This window comes from Achromobacter deleyi, from assembly GCF_902859705.1.
Lineage (GTDB): Bacteria > Pseudomonadota > Gammaproteobacteria > Burkholderiales > Burkholderiaceae_B > Achromobacter > Achromobacter deleyi.
This window is the reverse complement of record NZ_CADIJO010000039.1, coordinates 1-20670: the sequence shown is the minus strand read 5'-3', so window position 1 is coordinate 20670 and position 20670 is coordinate 1. Positions and strand designations below refer to the sequence as shown.

Here is a 20670-nt window from a genome sequence, read left to right as displayed (position 1 = left end):
TGTGCGCCGCATTCATCGAACAGGTTTCAGCCATGCCAGAACAATCCCCCGAAGCGCTCGAACTGGACGCCGCGCGCGCCAAGCTGCGCCTGTGGCGCGAGGTGGAACCCGCCTACCAGAAGCAGTTCGAAGACGTGCTGGCACCCCTGGAATCGGCCGCGCTGGAACTGAAGGCCAAGCTGGTGCTGTGCTTTGACCATGCCTGCAAGCAGAAAGAGCTGACCCGCGCCGAACGCGAATTGGCTTCGGAACTGGTGCAGCAGCTGGGGCAAGAGACGCTGGCGGCCATCGTGCTGGACGGCACGCCGGCCGACTGCGACGTGGACCGGCTCAAGGCCGTGTACTTGAAGCACAGCGGGTCGGACTTCGATGCCGAGGTGGCCGACGAACTGGCGCAAATCCAGGCCCATGCGGTGACCCTGGCGCTGGCGGTGCCGGCCGAACCCGATGCGGGTCCGGACCTGGCGGCGCAACTGGCTGCCGTGAAGCGCGAGCTGGCGGCCGTCGAAGAGCACTTTGCGGCCCGCTTTCACTTCGATCCGGACCAGGACATCGACCCGGCCGAGCTGATGGAAGACCTGGCCGCCGAGATCGAAGACGCCGAGGAATACATCGGCGAACTGGAATTCGAGCTGACGCAGTTCGTGGACATGCAGCAGGTCAAGGCCTGGCTGAAGGCCATGAAGAAGCAGCTGGACGCGAACAAGCGGCGCGACGGCGGCGCGTAATCCGGTCGGGGCCTTTGCGGACCAAGGTGTTCAGGACGCTCAGGGCGCCGAAGGCGCTCAAGGCGCTCGGGGCGCTCGGGGCGCTCAACGCGCCTGCCGCGGCCCCGCCGGCACGATGCGCATGATCGGCGCCGCACCCTTGGCCGGCGCGTCAAAGCGCGGCCGGATCATCCACGGCGTAAAACGCCACAGGTACAGCCCGAACGCCAGCGCCCAGGCGCCAGCCGACGCGTGCAGCAGGCCCAGCGCACCCGCGGTGGGCAGCAGGGCGGCCAGGCGCAGCAGCGCCGCCAGGATCACCAGCGCATAGCTCAGCACCATGCTGCGGTCGGTGCGCAGCGGCCGGCCCAGGTGGCCCAGCGCGGTGCGCGTGGCCATGCCCAGGATCAGCACCGAAAAGCCGGCCACGCCAATGACATGCGCGGGCCAGGCGGGCCGCAGCACATAGCCGGCCAGTTGCGCCGCGCCCACCAGCAGGCCGATGCCCAGGCCGGCATAACCGGCGTACAGAATCCACAGCAAGGGCACGCGGCGCGCGGCCCAGGGCTTCCAGGCCAGCCATTGCGCCAGCGCAATCAGGCCCGTAGCCGCCAGCAGCAGTGCAGCCAGGCGCGGGGCACCCGCCAGCAGGCAGGCGATGGCCAGCACGCCCGTGACCAGTTGCCAGTGGCCGCTGCGGGTATGCGGGGCAATGTCCAGGCCGGCGACGGCGCGCTTGGCAAAGAAGGGGATGACGCGCCGCGCGATCAGCAGGGTCAGCACCGCCATGCTCAGCAGGCCGGCATTGAAGTAGCGCATCAGCGCCAGGTAGTCGCCGGCCAGGGCCGCGCGCACATACAGCACGTGGGCGGCGGCCAGCGCCACCAGCAGCAGCGGCACGCCGTAATTGCGGCGGTTGCGCGTGACCCAGACCGAACGGCCCAGCGCCGCGGCGCCCCACAGGAAGAACAGCAGATCGGCGCCCGCGGCGACGTAGAGCGCTGCCGTGCCCGGCGCCAGGTAGGCTGCGCGCGCCACCAGCCAGACGCCGCACAGCAACGCCAGCGGCAGGCCGCGCAGGGGATTCTTGCCGGTCCAGTTGGCGCCCGCCGTCAGCAGAAAGCCCACCGCGATGGTGGCGACAAAGCCCCACAGCATCTCGTGGGCGTGCCATGGCATGGCGGTCAACAGGCCCGTCAGCCGGGCGGGCGCGAACACCCAGAGCAGCACGGAAACCAGCGCCCAGGCGCAGCCGGCCAGGTACAGCGGGCGAAAGCCCATTTCCGTGAAGGCGCGCCAATCGGGCGCCGGCGGGCGATTCTGGTCGCGGGGCGCAGCAGGTTCTTCCAGGGTCAGCAGGGTGTTCATGGGGTCTCCGCCCGTCGTGGCCGCTATGGCGGCGATAAACATGCATTTCAAATACATATTAATACCGTTGGCCGGCCGCGGGCCAGCGCGGCGGGTTGATCCAGCGCAAACGCGGCCGCTTCCCAGGGGTGACTAGTCACAACGGCAGGGGGTGTTTGGTCGGGTGGGCAATGGTGGGCCGCGCCCGGCATGCCTACGCTGGGTGCAGTCGTATCCGAGTGCACAACAAGCGAGAATCACCATGGCATCAACTCACCCCTCGGCCAGCGCGCCCATGCGGGTCCTGGTATCCAGCACCTTCGCCTTCACCATCTGTTTTGCGGTGTGGATGATCTTTGCGGTGCTGGGCATTCCCATCAAGGCCCAGCTGGGCCTGTCTGAAACCGAATTCGGCCTGCTGGCCGCCATGCCGGTACTGACCGGTTCACTGGTGCGCGTGCCGCTGGGCATCTGGACCGACCGCTACGGCGGCCGGCCCGTGTTCTTCGTGCTGATGCTGCTGGCGGTGGTGCCGATCTGGCTGCTGTCTTACGCCACGCAGTACTGGCAGTTCCTGGTGCTGGCGCTGTTCGTGGGCCTGACCGGCGGGTCGTTCTCGGTCGGCACGCCCTATGTGGCGCGCTGGTTTCCCCGCAGCAAGCAGGGCCTGGCCATGGGCGTGTTCGGCGCCGGCAATTCGGGCTCGGCCATTACCAAGTTCGTGGCCCCCGCGCTGATCGCGGCCGCGGGCGGCGCCTGGGTGATCGTGCCGCAGGTGTATGCCGTGGCGCTGCTGGTGACGGCGATCCTGTTCTGGCTGTTCTCGGCATCGGACCCCTCGCACCGCGTGGCGGGCGGGGCCAGCCTGTCGGCCCAGTTCGCCATGCTGAAGGACCCGCGGGTGTGGCGCTACTGCCAGTACTACTCGGTGGTGTTCGGCGGCTACGTGGCGCTGGCGCTGTGGATGACCAAGTACTACATCGGCGAATACGGCTTCGACATGAAGCTGGCGGCGCTGCTGGCGGCCTGCTTTTCCCTGCCGGGCGGCGTGCTGCGCGCGCTGGGCGGCTGGATCTCTGACCGCTACGGCGCCTACAAGACCACCTGGTGGGTGATGTGGGTGTGCTGGGTGGCGTTCTTCATCCTGAGCTATCCGCAGACCCACTTCACTGTGCTGACCACCGGCGGCCCGCGCCAGTTCGACATCGCCCTGGGCCCCATCAGCTTCACCGTGCTGCTGTTCGTGGTGGGCATCGCGATGGCGATCGGCAAGGCCTCGGTCTTCAAGTTCATCTCGGATGAGTTCAGCGACAACATCGGCGCCGTGTCGGGCATCGTCGGCCTGGCCGGCGGCCTGGGCGGCTTCGTGCTGCCGATCCTGTTCGGCGTGCTGCTGGACCTGACCGGCGTGCGCTCCAGCGCCTTCATGCTGCTGTACGGCACGGTCTGCGTCTCGCTCATCTTCATGCATTTCAGTTTCCGGCCCGAAAGCGCCGCCATTGCCCGGCGGCAAGCCGCCTGACCCCGTCCCTGATCGGAGAACCCTATGTCTACCCATGTCCTGGCGCGCTGGGAGCCGGAAAACCCCGGCTTCTGGAAACAGACCGGCGCGCGCATCGCCAATCGCAACCTGTGGATCTCGATTCCCGCGCTGATGCTGGCGTTCAGCATCTGGATGCTCTGGAGCGTGGTGGTCGTCAACCTGGACCGCGCCGGCTTCATGCTGTCCAAGAACCAGCTGTTCTGGCTGACCGCGCTGCCCGCCTTGTCGGGCGCCACGCTGCGCATCTTCTATTCGTTCCTGGTGCCGGTGTTCGGCGGCCGCAAGTGGACGGCGATCTCCACCGCCTCGCTGCTGATTCCGGCGCTGGGCATGGGGTTTGCGCTGCGCGACCCGACCACCTCGTTTCCCACCTTGCTGATCCTGGCGCTGCTGTGCGGCCTGGGCGGCGGCAATTTCAGTTCCAGCATGGCCAACATCAGCTTTTTCTTTCCCAAGGAAAAGAAGGGCCTGGCGACCGGGCTGAACGCCGGTATCGGCAACCTGGGCGTGTCATTGGCGCAGTTCGTGGTGCCGGTGGTGATCTCGGTGGGCATGTTCGGCGCCCTGGGCGGCGATCCGCAAACCGTGGCGGGTGACGCGCCGCGCAGCCTGTGGCTGCAGAACGCCGGCTTCATCTGGGTCCTGCCCATCGCGCTGGCGTCCCTGGCCGCGTGGTTCGGCATGAACGACATCGCCGATGCGCGCGCGTCGTTTGCCGACCAGGCCGTGATCTTCAAGCGCAAGCACAACTGGCTGATGTGCTGGCTGTACGTGGGCACCTTCGGCTCGTTCATCGGGTTTTCGGCGGGCTTCGCCATGCTGACCAAGACCTTGTTCCCGCAGGTGGACCCCATGACCTATGCCTTCCTGGGGCCGCTGGTCGGCTCGCTGACACGGCCGGTGGGCGGTTGGGTGTCCGACAAGCTGGGCGGCGCGCGGGTCACCTTGTTCACCTTCGCCGGCATGATCGCCGCCGTGCTGGGCGTGATGGCGTTCCTGCCGGTGAACGGGCAGGGCGGTGACTTCAACGGCTTTCTGGCCATGTTCGTCGTGCTGTTCGCGCTGACCGGCGTGGGCAACGGGTCCACCTTCCGCATGATTCCCGTGATTTTCCTGCGCGAGCGCACCCAGGCCGCGCAAGGCAAGGGGGCGGCCGCCCAGAAGCAGGCGCTGACGGACGCGGCGCGTGAATCCGCGGCAGTGCTGGGCTTTTCCGGCGCGATCGGCGCCTACGGCGGCTTTTTCATCCCGCGCAGCTTCGGCACCTCGCTCGAACTGACGGGCGGCGCGCAGGCCGCGCTCTATTGCTTCATCGGCTTTTACGCCACCTGCATGGTGATCACGTGGTGGTACTACGCGCGCCGTAATGCGCCGGTGCCCTGCTGAAGCGCCGGGCTGGCCGGGGTGACTAGTCACTCTGCCGCGGCCGGCCTATGCCACTGGCGAATGGTCGCCCGCCGGGCCCGCGCCTAAAGTGGTCTGGACAGCACTGATTGCAGTACGCGCCGGCAAACCCGGCGCCCTTGGAGAACCATAATGAGTCATTTTCTGGACCGGTTGAAGTTCATGTCGCGGGTGAAATCCACCTTCGCGGACGGTCACGGCGAGCTGGTCAATGAAGACCGCAAGTGGGAAAACGCCTATCGCGCCCGCTGGCAGCACGACAAGGTGGTGCGCTCGACCCACGGCGTGAACTGCACGGGCTCGTGCTCGTGGAAGGTGTACGTCAAGAATGGCCTGATCACCTGGGAAACCCAGCAGACCGACTACCCGCGCACGCGGCCCGATCTGCCCAACCACGAGCCGCGCGGCTGTCCGCGGGGCGCGTCCTACAGCTGGTACGTCTATTCCGCCCAGCGCGTGAAGTACCCGATGATGCGCGGCCGCCTGATGGAAATGTGGCGCGAGGCCCGCAAGACCATGGACCCGATCGCGGCCTGGGAATGGATCAGCCAGGACCCCGTGCGCGCCAAACGCTACAAATCGGTTCGTGGCCTGGGCGGCTTCGTGCGCACCGACTGGGACACGGCGATGGAGATGATCGCCGCCGCCAACGCCTACACCATCAAGCAATTCGGCCCTGACCGCCTGATCGGCTTTTCGCCGATTCCCGCCATGTCGATGGTCAGCTACGCCGCCGGCGCCCGCTACCTGAGCCTGCTGGGCGGTGCGTGTCTCAGCTTCTACGACTGGTATTGCGACCTGCCGCCGGCCAGCCCGCAGGTCTGGGGCGAGCAGACCGACGTGCCCGAATCGGCCGATTGGTACAACTCGACCTACCTGATGGTGTGGGGTTCGAACGTGCCGCAGACGCGCACCCCCGACGCCCACTTCTACACCGAGGTCCGCTACAAGGGCACCAAGACGGTGGCGGTATCCAGCGACTTCGGCGAAATGGTCAAGTTCGGCGACATCTGGCTGGCGCCCAAGCAGGGCACCGACGCCGCGCTGGCCATGGCCATGGGCCACGTCATCCTGAAGGAATTCCACCTGTCGGGCGCCTCGGCCTATTTCCGCGACTACGTGCGCCGCTACACCGACATGCCCATGCTGGTGCTGCTGCAGGAACGCGACGGCTTCTATGCGCCCGACCACTTCCTGCGCGCCTCGCACCTGGACGGCGCGCTGGGCGAACAGAACAACCCCGACTGGAAGACGCTGGTCATCGATGCCGCCAGCGGCGACCTGGTGGCGCCCAACGGCAGCATCGGGTTTCGTTGGGGCGAGGGCGCGGTCAACGGCGGCGAGAAGGTCGGCCGCTGGAACCTGGAATCGCGCGACGGCGGCAGCGGCCGCGAGATCGAGCCGGTGCTCAGCCTGATCGACCGGGCCGATGCCGTGGTGGGCGTGGGCTTTCCGTACTTCGGCGCCGAACACGACGACCTGATGGTGCGCAACGTGCCGGCCCGCCGCATCCGCCTGGCGGACGGCAGCGAGGCCCTGGTGGCCAGCGTGTACGACCTGCAGATGGCCAACTACGGCCTGGACCGCGGCCTGGGCGGTGGCAATGTGGCCACGTCGTACGACGATGACGTGCCCTACACCCCGGCCTGGCAGGAAAAGCACACCGGCGTGCCGCGCGCGCAGGTGATCCAGGTGGCGCGCGAGTTCGCGCAGAACGCGCACGACACCGAAGGCACGTCGATGGTGATCGTGGGCGCCGGCCTGAATCACTGGTACCACATGGACATGATCTACCGCGGCATCATCAACATGCTGATGATGTGCGGTTGCGTGGGCAAGAGCGGCGGCGGCTGGGCGCACTACGTGGGCCAGGAAAAGCTGCGGCCGCAGTTCGGCTGGGCGCCGCTGGCGTTTGCATCCGACTGGGTGCGCCCGCCGCGCCAGATGAACGGCACCTCGTTCTTCTACGCCCACACCAGCCAATGGCGCCACGAAAAGCTGCACGTGCAGGAAGTGCTGGGCCCCACCGCCGACCGCGGCCGCTATGGCGACCTGAGCATGATCGACCTGAACGCCCGCGCCGAGCGCATGGGCTGGCTGCCGTCGGCGCCGCAGCTGCGCACCAATCCGCTGGACCTGACCGACCAGGCCGCGGCCGTCGGCAAGGACCCGGTGGCCTTCGCGGCGGAACAGCTCAAGTCCGGCGCGCTGAAAATGTCGTGCGAAAACCCCGACGACCCCGCCAACTTCCCGCGCAACATGTTCGTGTGGCGCTCGAACATCCTGGGTTCCAGCGGCAAGGGCCACGAGTACTTCCTGAAGTACCTGCTGGGCACGCAGAACGCCGTCTTCGGCGACGAGGGCGACGCGATCCGGCCGACCGAGGTCACCTATGAAGAAGACGCGGCCGAAGGCAAGCTGGACCTGCTGACGGTGCTGGACTTCCGCATGAGCACCACCTGCCTGTACGGCGACATCGTGCTGCCCACCGCCACCTGGTACGAGAAAGACGACCTGAACACGTCGGACATGCACCCGTTCATCCACCCCTTGAGCGAAGCGGTGCAGCCGCTGTGGGAAAGCAAGACCGACTGGGAAATCTACAAGCTGCTCGCCAAGAAGTTCAGCGACATCGGCGGCCCCTACCTGGGCAAGCGCCGCGACCTGGTGCTGACCCCGCTGATGCACGACACCCCGGGCGAACTGGGCCAGGCCTTCGAGCCGAAAGACTGGAAGCTGGGCCAGTGCGACCTGGTGCCGGGCAAGACGGCGCCCAACATGACGGTGGTGGAACGCGACTACAACGACATCTACCGCAAGTTCACGTCGGTGGGGCCGTTGCTGGACAAGCTGGGCAACGGCGGCAAGGGCATCAACTGGAACACCGAGCACGAAGTGCACGAGCTGGGCGGCATCAATGACAGCGTGGCCGAGGCGGGCGTGAGCCAGGGCCGGCCGCGGCTGGATACCGCCATCGACGCGGCCGAGATGATTCTGACCTTTGCGCCCGAGACCAACGGCCACGTGTCGGTCAAGGCCTGGGAAGCGCTGGGCAAGATCACCGGGCGTGACCACACCCACCTGGCCGTGGGCCGCGAGCACGACAAGATCCGCTTTCGCGACATCCAGGCGCAGCCCCGCAAGATCATTTCGGCGCCCACCTGGTCGGGCCTGGAAAGCGAAGAGGTCAGCTACAACGCCGGCTACACCAATGTGCACGAACTGATTCCATGGCGCACCATCACCGGCCGCCAGCAGTTCTACCAGGACCACCGCTGGATGCTGGATTTCGGTGAAGGCCTGTGCGTGTACAAGCCCGCCATCGACACCAAGACCATCGCGCCGATGCTGGGCCGCTACCCCAACGGTGAAAAGGAACTGGTGCTGAACTGGCTGACGCCGCACCAGAAATGGGGCATCCACAGCACATATTCCGACAACCTGCGCATGCTTACCCTGAGCCGGGGCGGCCCCCACGTGTGGGTGTCCGAGACCGAGGCCAAGCAAGCCGGGCTGGTCGACAACGACTGGGTCGAGGTCTTCAACGTCAACGGCACGCTGACCGCCCGCGTGGTGGTCAGCCAGCGCGTGCCGGTGGGCATGTGCCTGATGTACCACGCCCAGGAAAAGATCGTGAACGTGCCGGGCGCGGAAACCAGCGGCAAGCGCGGCGGCATCCATAACTCGGTCACGCGCACGGTGCTCAAGCCCACGCACATGATCGGCGGCTACGCGCAGCAAGCCTACGGTTTCAATTACTACGGCACCGTGGGCGCCAACCGCGACGAATTCGTGGTGCTGCGCAAGATGAAGAAAGTGGACTGGATGGAAGGCCCGCTGGTGGAAGACCCGGCCGCCGCAACGCAACTGGAAGAGAAGCAATCATGAGGATACGCGCCCAAATCGGCATGGTGCTGAACCTGGACAAGTGCATCGGCTGCCACACTTGCTCGGTCACCTGCAAGAACGTCTGGACCAGCCGCGACGGCGTCGAATACGCCTGGTTCAACAACGTCGAAACGAAGCCCGGCATCGGCTATCCCAAGGAATGGGAAAACCAGGAAAAGTGGAAGGGCGGCTGGAAGCGCACCGCGGCCGGCAAGCTGGAACCGCGCCAGGGCGGCAAGCTGCGCATCCTGGCGAACCTGTTCGCCAATCCCAACCTGCCGCAGATCGACGACTACTACGAACCCTTCACCTTCGACTACGAACACCTGAAGAACGCGCCCCTGTCGCAGACGCCGCCCACCGCGCGCCCGGTGTCGGTGCTGACCGGCAAGAAGATGGACAAGATCGTCTGGGGCCCGAACTGGGAAGACGACCTGGGCGGCGAATTCGCCGCGCGCAGCCGCGACGCGCTGTTCGAAGGCGTGCAGAAAGAGATGTACTCGACCTTCGAGAACACCTTCATGATGTACCTGCCGCGCCTGTGCGAACACTGCCTGAACCCGGCCTGTGTCGCCAGCTGCCCGTCGGGCTCGATCTACAAGCGCGAAGACGACGGCATCGTGCTGGTCGACCAGGACAAATGCCGCGGCTGGCGCATGTGCATCTCGGGCTGCCCGTACAAGAAGATCTACTACAACTGGCACAGCGGCAAGGCCGAAAAGTGCACCTTCTGCTATCCGCGCATCGAAGCCGGCCAGCCCACGGTGTGCTCGGAAACCTGCGTGGGCCGCATCCGCTACCTGGGCGTGCTGCTGTATGACGCCGATCAGATCGAACGCGCCGCCGCCGTGGGCGACGAGCAGGACCTGTACGAATCGCAGCTGGGCCTGTTCCTGGACCCGCATTCGCCCGAGGTGATCGCCGCCGCGCGCGAGCAGGGCATTCCCGAATCGTGGCTGGAGGCCGCGCGCCAGTCGCCCGTCTACAAGATGGCTGTGGAGTGGCGCGTCGCCTTCCCGCTGCACCCCGAATACCGCACCTTGCCGATGGTCTGGTACATCCCGCCGCTGTCGCCCATCCAGACGGCGGCCGAAGCCGGCCAGATGCCGCAGCGCACGCTGGGCAAGAGCGCCATGATTCCCGACGTGGCCAGCCTGCGCATTCCGGTGCGCTACCTGGCCAACCTGCTGACCGCCGGCAAGGAAGCGCCGGTCTTGCAGGCGCTGGAACGCATGCTGGCCATGCGCGCCTACAAGCGGTCGGAAACCGTGCATGGCGAACGCGACACCGCGCTGCTGGAACAGGTGGGCCTGACAGAGGCCACCGTGCAGGACATGTACCGCATCATGGCGATCGCCAACTACGAAGACCGCTTCGTGGTGCCCAGCAGCCACAAGGAAATCGTCGAAGACAGCTTCAACGAAAAGGGCAGTTGCGGCTTCACCTTCGGCAACGGCTGCTCGGGCGGGGTGTCGGAAGGCACGCTGTTCGGCCGCAAGCCCCAGGGCAGCGAGATCTTCATCGACATGCCCAAGTCGCGCAAGAAGGCCGCCACGGCCTGACCCAGGAGAAACGCCATGAAACTCTATCACCTGCTTTCCGCGCTGCTCTGCTACCCCGAACAGGACCTGGTGGATGCGCTGCCCGAACTCGAAGAACGGCTGGCCGCCTACCCGGACGCCGAGGAAACCCTGCAACCGCTGGTTGCCCATCTGGCCAGCCACGACCTGATCGCCCTGCAGGAAACCTACGTCGCCACCTTCGACCGCAACCGGGCGCACTCGCTGCACCTTTTCGAACACGTGCACGGCGAAAGCCGCGACCGCGGCCAGGCCATGGTCGACCTGCTGGACACCTACCGCGGCCATGGCTTCGAACCGGTGGTGTCCGAACTGCCGGACCACGTGCCGCTGTTCCTGGAATTCCTGGGCGTGATCGACCCGGCCGTGGCGCAGGACCTGCTGGACGAGGCCATCCACGTGCTGGCGGCGGTGGGCGCGCGCCTGGCCCGCAGCGAAAGCCCCTATGCCAGCGTGTTCGCCGTGCTGCGCGGCCTGTCGCGGGTGACGCCGCGCGAACAGACCGCGCCGCCGGTACGCGACATGGACGAGGCGATGGAAACCTTCGGCGCCGGCCCCGATGGCGTCGAGCCGCTGTTGCGGCCGTTCTCGGGCGATGGCGCGCAGGCGGTGCGGTTCTATCCGCGCGCGCCCGCCGCCCATTGAATCCCCGTCTTTTCAGGACCCAAGCATCATGAATTCCCTGAATCAGTTCCTCTTCGGCATCTACCCCTACATCGCGCTGACGGTGTTCCTGCTGGGCAGCCTGGCGCGCTTCGAACGCGAGCAATACACCTGGAAGACGGACAGCTCGCAGCTGCTGCACCGCGGCCAGTTGCGGCTGGGCAATATCCTTTTCCACATCGGCATCCTGGGGCTGTTCTTCGGCCACCTGGCGGGCCTGTTGACGCCCGTGGCGGTGTGGGACTGGCTGGGCGTGTCGCACACGCTCAAGCAGACGGTGGCCATGGTGGCCGGCGGCGTCATGGGCGGGCTGTGCCTGATCGGCCTGTTGATCCTGATCCACCGCCGCCTGAGCGACCCGCGCATCCGCAAGACCACCCGTCCTGGCGACAAGCTGCTGTTGCTGTGGATTCTGGTGACCCTGCTGCTGGGCCTGTCGACCATTGCGCTGTCGGCCGGCCACATGGACGGCGAGATGATGGTGCGCCTGATGACCTGGGCGCAGCACATCGTGACCCTGCGCGGCGACGCCGCCAGCCACATCGCCGACGTGCCGCTGCTGTTCAAGGCGCACCTGTTCATGGGCCTGACGCTGTTCGTGATCTTTCCCTTCACCCGGCTGGTGCATGTCTGGAGCGGCTTTGCGTCGCTGGGCTACCTGGGCCGCGCCTGGCAACTGGTGCGTCCGCGCTGAGGCGCGTTTTCCAAGGAGCCGGACATGCCTGTGATCGTCAATGGCGTCGAACTGAACGACGCCGAGCTGGAACAAGAACTGCCGCGGCACGCGGATGCCGCCAACCCCATGCGCGCCGCCATCACGGCGCTGGTGCTGCGGCGGGTGCTGCTGGACGAGGCGGCGCGGCAGGGCGTGGATCAAGGGCTGGCCCGCGAGGACGAGATCATCGGCGCCTTGCTGGACCGCCAGGCCCCGACGCCCGAGGCCGACGAGGCCGCCTGCCTGCGCTATTACCAGTCCAACCCGCAGCGCTTCGTGGTGGGCGAACTGATCGAGGCCGACCACATCCTGTTCCAGGTCACGCCGGGCGTGAACCTGGACATGCTGCGCGCCCATGCCGACGCGGTGCTGGCGGACCTGCTGGCCGATCCGTCGCGCTTTGCCGAGGTGGCGCGGCAGCAGTCCAATTGTCCTTCGGCCGCGCTGGGCGGCAACCTGGGGCAGCTGGGGCGCGGCGACACGGTGCCTGAATTCGAAAAGGCGGTGTTCGCCTTGCCGGCCGGCGGCCTGTTGCCGCAGGTGCTGCAAACCCGTCATGGCCTGCATATCGTGCGAGTGACGCGGCGGGTGCAAGGGCGGCGGCTGCCCTTTGACGAGGTGCGCGAGCAGATCGCCGCGGCCTTGTCGGCACTCAGCCGCGACACGGCGTGGCGCCAGTACGTGAAGCTCTTGGTCGAGCGCGCCGACGTGCGCGGCATCGACCTGGGCGGGGCAGAGGACGACCGCGTCTTCGGGAGCCCGTCATGAACCCGCGACCGGCAAACGATTCCTCGGGCGCCGCGCCGGCGCCACAGGGCCTCATCGACGGCCATGGCCGCCGCATCGACTACCTGCGGGTATCGGTCACCGACCGCTGCGATCTGCGCTGCGGCTATTGCATGCCCAAGGGCTTCAAGGGCTTCGAGACGCCCGCCAACTGGCTGCGCCATGACGAAATGGCGCGGCTGGTGGGCCTGTTCGCCGGCCTGGGCGTGAGCAAGGTGCGCCTGACCGGCGGCGAACCCTTGCTGCGCCGCGGTGTGGCAGACCTGGCAGGCGCCATCGCGGCGCTGCCCGGCGTGGCCGACCTGTCGGTGTCCACCAACGGCACCCAGCTGGCGCGCCACGCCCAGGCGCTGCGCGCGGCCGGGGTCCGCCGGCTCAACATCAGCCTGGACACGCTGGATGTCGCCGAATTCACCCGCATCACCGGCCGCGACTGCCTGGACGCGGTGCTGTCCGGCCTGATGGCGGCCCGCGATGCCGGCTTTACCCCCATCAAGCTCAACAGCGTGGTGCACGCCGCCACGCCCGAGGCCGACGTGCGCCGGCTGCTGGGCTACGCGCTGGCGCAGGGCTTCATCCTGCGCCTGATCGAACCCATGCCCATGGGCGACAGCGGCCGCCGCTACCGCCATGCCGACCTGGGCGCCCTGGGCGCGCGGCTGGCGGCCGACCATGGCCTGGTGCCGGCGCTGGCCGGGCAGGGCGCAGGCCCGGCGCGCTACTGGACGGCGGGCGCCGGGGCGCCGGCCCTGGGCGTCATCACGCCCCTGTCGCGGCACTTCTGCGCCACCTGCAACCGCGTCCGCCTGGGCGTGGACGGCACGCTGTACCTGTGCCTGGGCCAGGAAGACCAGGTGCCGCTGGGCCGCCTGCTGCGCGCCGGGGCCAGCGATGCCGAACTGCAAGCGGCGATCCGCGCCGGCATTGCCGCCAAGCCCGAACGGCACGAATTCACCACCCGGCCCGAGCGCATCGTGCGCTTCATGTCACAGACGGGAGGGTGAGACATGGGCCAACGCATGGGCGACATCGAACGGCTGGTCGACGGCTTCCAGCGCTTCCAGCACCAATACTACGAAGCCACCCCATCGCTGTACCGCAACCTGCGCGACGGCCAGCATCCCAGCACCTTGCTGGTGGGCTGCTGCGATTCGCGGGTGGACCCGGCCATGCTGCTGGGCTGCGACCCCGGCGACATCTTCACCGTGCGCAACGTGGCCAACCTGGTGCCGCCGGCCGACCGCGACCAGGGCCACCACGGCGTGCTGGCCGCGATCCAGTTCGCCGTCGAACAACTGGCGGTCAGCAGGATCATCGTGCTGGGCCACGCGCAATGCGGCGGCATCCGCGCGCTGATGGATCGGCCCGCCCGCAGCGACGGCGACCCCGACTACCTGAACCGCTGGATGGACATCGCCGAACCGGCCCGCCAGCGCGTGCTGAGCCAGATGCCCGAGGCCTCTCGCGCCGAGCGGCGGCGGGCCTGCGAGCAGGCGTCCATCCTGATTTCGCTGCGCAATCTGGAAGCCTTGCCCTGCGTGGGGCGGCGGGTGGCGGCGGGCGACCTGACCTTGCACGGCTGGTATTTCGACCTGGTGGCGGGGGCTTTGCTGGCATACTCGGCGCGGGCGGACGCGTTTCTGCCCATCGTGTGTCCCTTGTTCACGGAGCCAGCATGACCCCTGTATTCGGCATCGCCGGCCGCTCCGGCAGCGGCAAGACCACCCTGATCGAGGCCATGCTGCCGCTCCTGGGCGCGGCCGGGCTGGCGGTCAGCGTCATCAAGCACAGCCACCACGATTTCCAGATGGAGCCGCCCGGAAAAGACAGCGCGCGCTTTCGCCTGGCCGGGGCGCGCGAAGTGATGGTGGCCTCGCCGTTTCGCTACGCCATCGTGCATGAACTGCGCGACGCCCCGGAGCCGTCGCTGGCAGAGCAGGTGGCCCGGCTGGCGCCGGCCGACCTGGTGCTGGTCGAAGGCTTCAAGGCGGCCGACATTCCGCGCATCGAGGTCTACCGGCCGGCGCTGGGCAAGCCGCCGCTGCACGGCGACGACCCCGGCTTCCTGGCGGTGGTGACCGACGCCGAGCTGGACACAGCCTTGCCGTGCCTGCCCCTGAACGATCCGGCGGCGGTGGCCGCGTTCATCCGGCGCACGGTCGGGCGGGACTGAACTACACTGATCGTCTGCGATTTCCCTTGAAAGTCCCTGCAAGTCCCGCTTCCATGCATCTGTCCGCCACCCCCGCCGATGCCGACGGCCTGCCGTCGTCGCGGCATCGCCTGTCCACCCGCATCATCGCCAGCTCGCTGGTGGCGCTGATCGTGGTGCTCAGCATGGTCAGCTGGACGCTGTGGCTGTCGTGGCAGCTGGAAGGCGCGGGCGCCGCCATCAACGACACCGGCAGCCTGCGCATGCGCGCCAACCGGGTGGCGGTGGAATTGATGCGGCCGCAGGCCGGCCGGCAGGTACGCACCGACGAACAGCTGCGCCTGATGGACGACACCATCGCCCGGCTGGCGCGCGGCAACCCGGCGCGGCCGCTGTTCATTCCCAACGATCCGGCCATCCGCGAGCAATGGCTGGGCGTGGCCGATTACTGGCGCAGCATCATGCGGCCGGCGGCGGTGCGTGCCATCGAACGCGAAGACGCCGCCGAATACCTGGAAACGCTGCCCGATTTCGTGGCCCGCGCCGACGCCCTGGTGCGCATGATCGAGCAGGACAACGCCGGCAAAACCACGTCGCTGCGGCTGTCGCAGGGGGTGTTGGCGGCGATTGCCAGCGCCGGCACCCTGGCCATGATCTACCTGTTGTACCTGTGGATCATCTCGCCCGTGCTGCGGCTGCGCGACGGGCTGCAGCGCATGGCGGCGCGCGAATTCAGCACCCGCCTGCCAGTCGAAAGCCGCGACGAATTCGGCGTGCTGGCGCGCGGCTTCAACCGCATGGCCGATGAACTGCAGGGCCTGTACACCGGGCTGGAGCAGCGGGTGGGCGAAAAGACCGCTCAGCTGGCCGCGCAGAACCGCGACATCGGTGCGCTGTACGACATGGCCGCCTTCCTGAACCAGCCCAACGAAATCGAGGCCATGTGCCAGGGCTTCCTGCGCCGGGTGATGCTGCAGTTCGATGCCGAAGGCGGCAGCATCCGCGCGCTGGACCCGGACAACGACACGCTCAACCTGGTGGTGTCGGTGGGCCTGTCCGAAGACCTGGTCGAATCCGAACACTGCATGCGGGTGGACGACTGCTACTGCGGCGTGGCCACGCGCCAGGCCGGCGTGATCGTCATTCAGGACCTGCGCCAGGCGCCGGCGCCGCAAGACCTGAACTGCCAGCGCGACGGCTTTGCCAGCGTGGCCGTGTTTCGCATCGTGACCCGCGACGAGGTACTGGGTTCGTATTCGCTGCATTTCCGCAGCCCACGGCAACTGGCGCCTTCCGAATCGCAGTTGCTGGAAACCCTGGGGCAGCACCTGGGCGTGGCGCTGGACAACCGCCGCCTTTCCGCCCAGGCGCGCCAGCTGGCCGTGGTGCAAGAGCGCGGGCTGGTGGCCCAGGGCCTGCACGACAGCCTGGCGCAGGGGCTGAACTTCCTGAACCTGCAACTGCAGTTGCTGGACGCGGCGGTCAAGCGCGGCGACCAGGCCGAGATCGACGAGATCCTGCCGCTGCTGCGCACCGGCGTGGACGAAAGCTACCAGGACGTGCGCGAGCTGTTGACCAATTTCCGCAGCAAGCTGGGCCAGGGCGATCTGCGCGACGCCATGCACGACACGGTGGAACGCTTTCGCCGCCAGACCGGCCTGTCCATCTCGCTGGCGTTCGAGCAGGGCGAGGGCGCGCCGCTGCCGCCCGAGCAGCAATTGCAGGTGCTGTTCATCCTGCAGGAAGCGCTGTCCAACGTGCGCAAGCATTCCGAGGCCGATCGGGTCGAGGTCCGCGTGCACAACGCGCGCGATTTCAGTCTGGACATCATCGACAACGGCCAGGGCTACGACCCGGCCGAAGTGGCGCGCCGCGGCGAGGCCCACGTGGGCCTGCACATCATGCGCGAACGCGCCGCGCGCATGCACGCCACGATTAAAATGCAATCCCGTCCCGGCCACGGCACGCACATCGCGCTGCTGCTGCCCGGCGCCGAACGCCAGGCCGCCTGACCCCATCAAGACCATGCCCATCCGTATCCTGCTCGTCGACGACCACACCCTGTTCCGCTCGGGGATGCGCCTGCTGTTGCAACGCCAGCCCGATTTCGAGATCGTGGCCGAAGCCGGCGACGGGGTCGAAGGCGTCAAGCGCGCCAAGGAACTCAAGCCCGACGTGGTGCTGCTGGACTTGAACATGCCCGGCCTGTCGGGCCTGGAAACGCTGCAACTGCTGACGCAGGACGTGCCGGGCAGCGCGGTCATCATCCTGACCGTGTCCGAAGAAGCCGACGAGCTGGGCCAGGCGCTGCGCGACGGCGCCCGCGGCTACCTGCTCAAGAACATCGATGCCGACGTGTTGACCTCGGCCATCCGCCGCGCGGCGGGCGGCGAACCCGTCATTGCCGAAAGCATGACGGCCAAGCTGGTCGAGCAATTCCGCGACCAGGCCAATCTGGCGGCCAATGGGTCCGGGCCGTCCGGGCAGGCCGAACGCCACCGCCTGACCGCGCGCGAACGCCAGATCGTGCAATGCCTGGCGCGCGGCGCCAGCAACAAGGTCATTGCGCGCGAACTCGATGTCAGCGAAAGCACCGTCAAGATCCACGTGCAGAACGTGCTGAAAAAGCTCAACCTGACCAGCCGGGTGCAAGTGGCCGTGTACGCGGTCGAGCATGGCCTGCATGGCGACGACCCGGCCTGAACAAGCGCCGTTTGACGGTTGACCTGGCCCGTTGCCAGGGCATTTGATCTTCGACAAGGCTTTGCCGCCGGCCGGCCCCTAGACTGGCCGGCATGCATACCCGAACCTCTCCGTTGGAACTCGTGGCGCCCGCCGGCAGCCTGGCCGCGCTGAAGGCGGCGATCGAGGCAGGCGCCGACACCGTCTATCTGGGCCTGAAAAACGCCACCAACGCCCGCAATTTCGCCGGGCTCAATTTCACCGAAAACGATATCCGCGATGGCGTTGCGCTGGCTCACGCCAAGGGCCGCCAGGTGCTGTTCGCCATCAACACCTTTGTGCAGCCCGGCCGCGGCCAGGAATGGCGCGAGGCCGTCGATGCGGCCCACGCGCTGGGCGCCGACGCCGTCATCATGGCTGACGCCGGCCTGCTCGGCTATGCCCGCGACCGCTATCCCGACCTGCGGCTGCACCTGTCGGTACAAGGCTCGGCCACCCATGCCGACGCCATCGAACTGATGAAAGAGCAGTTCGGCATCCGCCGCGTGGTGCTGCCGCGCGTGCTGACCCTGGCCGAAATTGCGCGCATCTGCGCCAACGTCAGCGTCGAGGTCGAGGTGTTCGGTTTCGGCAGCCTGTGCGTCATGGCCGAAGGACGTTGCCTGCTGTCTTCATACGCCACCGGCGATTCACCCAACAACAAGGGCGTCTGTTCGCCGGCTGGCGCGGTGCGCTGGGTCGAGCAGGACGGCCGCCTGGACGCGCGCCTGAACGGCATTCTGATCGACCGCTACGAACCCGGCGAGCCGGCTGCGTACCCCACGCTGTGCAAGGGCCGCTTCGAGGTCGACGGCCACGCCGACCACGCGCTGGAAGAGCCCACCAGCCTGAACGCCATCGGCCTGTTGCCCAAGCTGGCCGAAATGGGCGTGTCGGCCGTGAAGATAGAAGGGCGCCAGCGCAGCCCGGCCTACGTCACGCAGGTGGTGTCCACGCTGCGCGCGGCGCTGGACAGCGCCTATGCCGATCCCAACCGCTATTCCCCGCGCCCCGACTGGAACGCCATGCTGGCGCGCCATGCCGAGGGCTCTCAAGTTACGCAAGGCGCATTCGAACGTCCATGGAAATGACACCCAAGGCTTTCCGCATTTCGGCGGGTCCGCTGCTGTATTACTGGCCGCGTGCGCGCACGCTGGAATTCTATGCGGCGCTGGCCGACAGCCCCGTCGATATCCTCTACGTGGGCGAAACCGTCTGTAGCCGGCGCCACGAGCTGCGCGCCGACGACTGGCTGGACCTGGCGCGCGACCTGCGCGCCGCCGGCAAGGACGTGGTGCTGTCGGCCCGTACGCTGATCGAAACCGGCGCCGAGGCCTCGGCGTTGCGGCGGCTGTGCGAGCAGGGCGACTTCATGGTGGAAGCCGGCGAGGTCGGCGCACTGCGCCACCTGGGCGGGCGGCCGTTCGTGGCCGGCCCACACATGAACGCCTACCACGGCGGCACGCTGGAATGGCTGGCCGCGCGGGGCGCGGCGCGCTTCGTGGCGCCGCTGGAAATGCATGTGAACGCGCTGGCCCGGCTGCTGGCCGAGCGGCCGGCGGGCTTGCAGGCCGAAGTGATGGTGTGGGGCCGCATGGCGCTGGCGTTTTCGGCCCGCTGCTTTACCGCGCGCCATTTCCGCCTGAAGAAGGACGACTGCGGTTTTCGCTGCATCGAGCATCCTGACGGGCTGGACATGCGCACTCGCGAATCGCGCGAATTCCTGGCGATCAACGGCATCCAGGTGCAATCGGCCGCGTGCCTGGATCTGCTGGACCAGGCGGCGTACCTGGCCGACCTGGGCGCGCAGGTGCTGCGCGTCAGCCCGCAATCGAGCGGCACGTTGGAGGCCATTGCCGCGTTGGACGCCGCGCGCCAGGGCCGGGCGCAGGACGAGGTGGCGCCGCCTGCCGGCATCGGCCGCTGCAACGGCTATTTCCATGGCCAATCGGGCATCGCCTGGCAGGAGCGCGCATGAGTCACACTGCCTTCACCTTGCCGTCCGTGGTGGCACGCCTGGGGCGGCGCGTGCCGGCGCCGCTGGCTTCGCTGCATTTCGCGGCCGGGCTGGAACTGGCGCGGCGCCTGAAATGGCTCGCGCCGCCGCCCGAGCTGGACGGCCGCAGCTTTGCCATCACCGTCGAAGACCTGGGCTTGCGCAGCGGCTTCGCGGTGCGCGCAGGCGCCTTCCGCCCGCGCTGGGACGCGTCGCCCTGCGAGCTGGAACTGGGTGCGCGGCTGGCCGACCTGCTGGCGCTGATGCGCGCCGAGACCGATGCCGACACGCTGTTCTTCCAGCGTCGGCTACGCATTTCGGGTGACACCGAACTGGGGCTGATCGTGAAGAACTGGCTGGACGCGGCGCCGCGCCCGGCCTGGCTGCAACGGCTGGCGGCGGCGCGCTGACCAGGGCCGCTCAGCCCCGCCGGCCTTCCATGGCCCGCGCCACGCGCGACAGCGCCAGGCTGGCCGCGAAGTACAGCAACGCCACGGCCAGGTAGACCTCGACGTGATAGGGCCGCCAGTCGGTGCCCGCGACCACCGACTTGGCCGCGCCCAGCACATCGAACACGCCGATGATGCTGACCAGCGACGTGTCCTTCACCGCGCCGACGAACACGCCCAGCGCGGCGGGCGCGGCGATGCGGCGTGCCTGCGGCCAGATCACCGTCCAATACGCCACGGCCGGGCGCATGCCCAGCGCGCGTGCCGCCATCATCTGGCCCGCGGGAATGGCCTGCAAGGCGCCGCGCAGCACCTCGGCCAGCAGGCAGGCGGTGTGCAGCGTCAGCGCGGCCAGCGCCATGCTGAACTTGGATACGCCGCCGCCCAAAAGCAGCGGCAGCACGAACGAGGCAAACAGCAATTGCGTGACCAGCGGCACGCCGCGCACGGCCTCGATCAAGGCAGCCGCGGCCAGCGACCCGCCATGGCTGCCCGAGCGGCGCAGCAGCGCCAACCCGAACGCCAGCGGCACCGCCGCCACCAGCGCCGAGATCGCCAAAATCAGCGTCACCAGCAGGCCGCCCCAGCGCAACGGGCCGATGGCCGCGCCCCAGGGCATTCCGGCCAGCGCGCCGAGCGTCACGGCCAGCGCCAGCGCAATCAGCGCCAGGCGCACGCGCGCCGGCAGGCGGCCGGCGCCCAGCGCTACCGCCACGCCG

18 protein-coding genes are annotated in these 20670 nt (G+C 68.0%); 16 read left to right on the top strand and 2 right to left on the bottom strand.

What is annotated here, in order from left to right; all coding sequences use genetic code 11:
* The first annotated feature begins 32 nt into the window (after window positions 1-32).
* A complete protein-coding gene (locus HV798_RS29795) occupies window positions 33-728 on the top strand; it encodes a hypothetical protein (protein ID WP_175196091.1) in 696 nt (231 codons plus the stop codon).
* 84 nt (window positions 729-812) lie between these two features.
* Here the strand turns inward: HV798_RS29795 and HV798_RS29790 are convergent, their stop codons facing one another.
* Window positions 813-2075, bottom strand: a complete 1263-nt coding sequence (locus HV798_RS29790) for an NnrS family protein (RefSeq protein ID WP_175196089.1) — start codon at window positions 2073-2075, stop codon at window positions 813-815.
* 241 nt (window positions 2076-2316) lie between these two features.
* On the opposite strand from HV798_RS29790, the gene HV798_RS29785 reads away from it, so the two are divergent.
* The 15 genes from HV798_RS29785 (at window position 2317) to ubiT (ending at window position 19912) form a co-directional block, all read left to right on the top strand.
* A complete protein-coding gene (locus HV798_RS29785) occupies window positions 2317-3576 on the top strand; it encodes an MFS transporter (protein WP_246289299.1) in 1260 nt (419 codons plus the stop codon).
* 24 nt (window positions 3577-3600) lie between these two features.
* Window positions 3601-4983, top strand: coding sequence for a NarK family nitrate/nitrite MFS transporter (locus HV798_RS29780; protein WP_175196087.1), 1383 nt, complete (start codon window positions 3601-3603; stop codon window positions 4981-4983).
* A 150-nt stretch (window positions 4984-5133) separates the two neighbouring features.
* Window positions 5134-8889: a nitrate reductase subunit alpha gene (locus tag HV798_RS29775; RefSeq protein ID WP_175196085.1), complete on the top strand. Its 3756-nt coding sequence runs from the start codon at window positions 5134-5136 to the stop codon at window positions 8887-8889.
* A complete protein-coding gene (narH, locus tag HV798_RS29770) occupies window positions 8886-10451 on the top strand; it encodes a nitrate reductase subunit beta (protein WP_025138550.1) in 1566 nt (521 codons plus the stop codon). Before HV798_RS29775 ends, narH begins: the two co-directional genes overlap by 4 nt.
* Window positions 10452-10466: 15 nt before the next feature.
* Window positions 10467-11114 carry a nitrate reductase molybdenum cofactor assembly chaperone gene (gene narJ / locus HV798_RS29765; RefSeq protein ID WP_025138549.1) on the top strand — a complete coding sequence of 216 codons (648 nt, stop codon included), beginning with the start codon at window positions 10467-10469 and terminating at the stop codon, window positions 11112-11114.
* 28 nt (window positions 11115-11142) lie between these two features.
* On the top strand, window positions 11143-11826 hold the full coding sequence (gene narI / locus HV798_RS29760) for a respiratory nitrate reductase subunit gamma (RefSeq protein WP_025138548.1): 684 nt from the start codon (window positions 11143-11145) through the stop codon (window positions 11824-11826).
* 24 nt (window positions 11827-11850) lie between these two features.
* On the top strand, window positions 11851-12615 hold the full coding sequence (locus HV798_RS29755; RefSeq protein ID WP_175196083.1) for a peptidylprolyl isomerase: 765 nt from the start codon (window positions 11851-11853) through the stop codon (window positions 12613-12615).
* Window positions 12612-13637 carry a GTP 3',8-cyclase MoaA gene (moaA, locus tag HV798_RS29750; RefSeq protein WP_175196081.1) on the top strand — a complete coding sequence of 342 codons (1026 nt, stop codon included), beginning with the start codon at window positions 12612-12614 and terminating at the stop codon, window positions 13635-13637. The genes HV798_RS29755 and moaA overlap by 4 nt, the downstream gene beginning before the upstream one ends.
* Window positions 13638-13652: 15 nt before the next feature.
* Entirely contained in the window at window positions 13653-14312 is a 660-nt protein-coding gene (locus tag HV798_RS29745; RefSeq protein ID WP_175196123.1) for a carbonic anhydrase, read from the top strand.
* Entirely contained in the window at window positions 14309-14806 is a 498-nt protein-coding gene (gene mobB / locus HV798_RS29740; protein WP_025138544.1) for a molybdopterin-guanine dinucleotide biosynthesis protein B, read from the top strand. Before HV798_RS29745 ends, mobB begins: the two co-directional genes overlap by 4 nt.
* Window positions 14807-14859: 53 nt before the next feature.
* On the top strand, window positions 14860-16797 hold the full coding sequence (locus tag HV798_RS29735; RefSeq protein ID WP_175196079.1) for a type IV pili methyl-accepting chemotaxis transducer N-terminal domain-containing protein: 1938 nt from the start codon (window positions 14860-14862) through the stop codon (window positions 16795-16797).
* Between the two features lie 13 nt (window positions 16798-16810).
* Window positions 16811-17488: a response regulator gene (locus tag HV798_RS29730; RefSeq protein WP_175196077.1), complete on the top strand. Its 678-nt coding sequence runs from the start codon at window positions 16811-16813 to the stop codon at window positions 17486-17488.
* 92 nt (window positions 17489-17580) lie between these two features.
* Window positions 17581-18597 carry a ubiquinone anaerobic biosynthesis protein UbiU gene (gene ubiU, locus HV798_RS29725; RefSeq protein ID WP_175196075.1) on the top strand — a complete coding sequence of 339 codons (1017 nt, stop codon included), beginning with the start codon at window positions 17581-17583 and terminating at the stop codon, window positions 18595-18597.
* On the top strand, window positions 18594-19484 hold the full coding sequence (locus tag HV798_RS29720; protein ID WP_175196121.1) for a U32 family peptidase: 891 nt from the start codon (window positions 18594-18596) through the stop codon (window positions 19482-19484). Before ubiU ends, HV798_RS29720 begins: the two co-directional genes overlap by 4 nt.
* Window positions 19481-19912, top strand: a complete 432-nt coding sequence (gene ubiT, locus HV798_RS29715) for a ubiquinone anaerobic biosynthesis accessory factor UbiT (protein ID WP_175196073.1) — start codon at window positions 19481-19483, stop codon at window positions 19910-19912. The genes HV798_RS29720 and ubiT overlap by 4 nt, the downstream gene beginning before the upstream one ends.
* Window positions 19913-19922: 10 nt before the next feature.
* Here ubiT and HV798_RS29710 read toward each other — a convergent pair.
* Window positions 19923-20670 (bottom strand): amino acid ABC transporter permease (locus HV798_RS29710; protein ID WP_175216622.1); only part of this gene is annotated, 748 nt, incomplete at its 5' end.

What these genes read in the sequence shown, in the direction of transcription:
- HV798_RS29795 (WP_175196091.1), top strand. Translation starts at nt 33, where the DNA reads ATGCCAGAACAATCCCCCGAAGCGCTCGAACTGGACGCCGCGCGCGCC.
- HV798_RS29790 (WP_175196089.1), bottom strand. Translation starts at nt 2,075, where the DNA reads ATGAACACCCTGCTGACCCTGGAAGAACCTGCTGCGCCCCGCGACCAG.
- HV798_RS29785 (WP_246289299.1), top strand. Translation starts at nt 2,317, where the DNA reads ATGGCATCAACTCACCCCTCGGCCAGCGCGCCCATGCGGGTCCTGGTA.
- HV798_RS29780 (WP_175196087.1), top strand. Translation starts at nt 3,601, where the DNA reads ATGTCTACCCATGTCCTGGCGCGCTGGGAGCCGGAAAACCCCGGCTTC.
- HV798_RS29775 (WP_175196085.1), top strand. Translation starts at nt 5,134, where the DNA reads ATGAGTCATTTTCTGGACCGGTTGAAGTTCATGTCGCGGGTGAAATCC.
- narH (WP_025138550.1), top strand. Translation starts at nt 8,886, where the DNA reads ATGAGGATACGCGCCCAAATCGGCATGGTGCTGAACCTGGACAAGTGC.
- narJ (WP_025138549.1), top strand. Translation starts at nt 10,467, where the DNA reads ATGAAACTCTATCACCTGCTTTCCGCGCTGCTCTGCTACCCCGAACAG.
- narI (WP_025138548.1), top strand. Translation starts at nt 11,143, where the DNA reads ATGAATTCCCTGAATCAGTTCCTCTTCGGCATCTACCCCTACATCGCG.
- HV798_RS29755 (WP_175196083.1), top strand. Translation starts at nt 11,851, where the DNA reads ATGCCTGTGATCGTCAATGGCGTCGAACTGAACGACGCCGAGCTGGAA.
- moaA (WP_175196081.1), top strand. Translation starts at nt 12,612, where the DNA reads ATGAACCCGCGACCGGCAAACGATTCCTCGGGCGCCGCGCCGGCGCCA.
- HV798_RS29745 (WP_175196123.1), top strand. Translation starts at nt 13,653, where the DNA reads ATGGGCGACATCGAACGGCTGGTCGACGGCTTCCAGCGCTTCCAGCAC.
- mobB (WP_025138544.1), top strand. Translation starts at nt 14,309, where the DNA reads ATGACCCCTGTATTCGGCATCGCCGGCCGCTCCGGCAGCGGCAAGACC.
- HV798_RS29735 (WP_175196079.1), top strand. Translation starts at nt 14,860, where the DNA reads ATGCATCTGTCCGCCACCCCCGCCGATGCCGACGGCCTGCCGTCGTCG.
- HV798_RS29730 (WP_175196077.1), top strand. Translation starts at nt 16,811, where the DNA reads ATGCCCATCCGTATCCTGCTCGTCGACGACCACACCCTGTTCCGCTCG.
- ubiU (WP_175196075.1), top strand. Translation starts at nt 17,581, where the DNA reads ATGCATACCCGAACCTCTCCGTTGGAACTCGTGGCGCCCGCCGGCAGC.
- HV798_RS29720 (WP_175196121.1), top strand. Translation starts at nt 18,594, where the DNA reads ATGACACCCAAGGCTTTCCGCATTTCGGCGGGTCCGCTGCTGTATTAC.
- ubiT (WP_175196073.1), top strand. Translation starts at nt 19,481, where the DNA reads ATGAGTCACACTGCCTTCACCTTGCCGTCCGTGGTGGCACGCCTGGGG.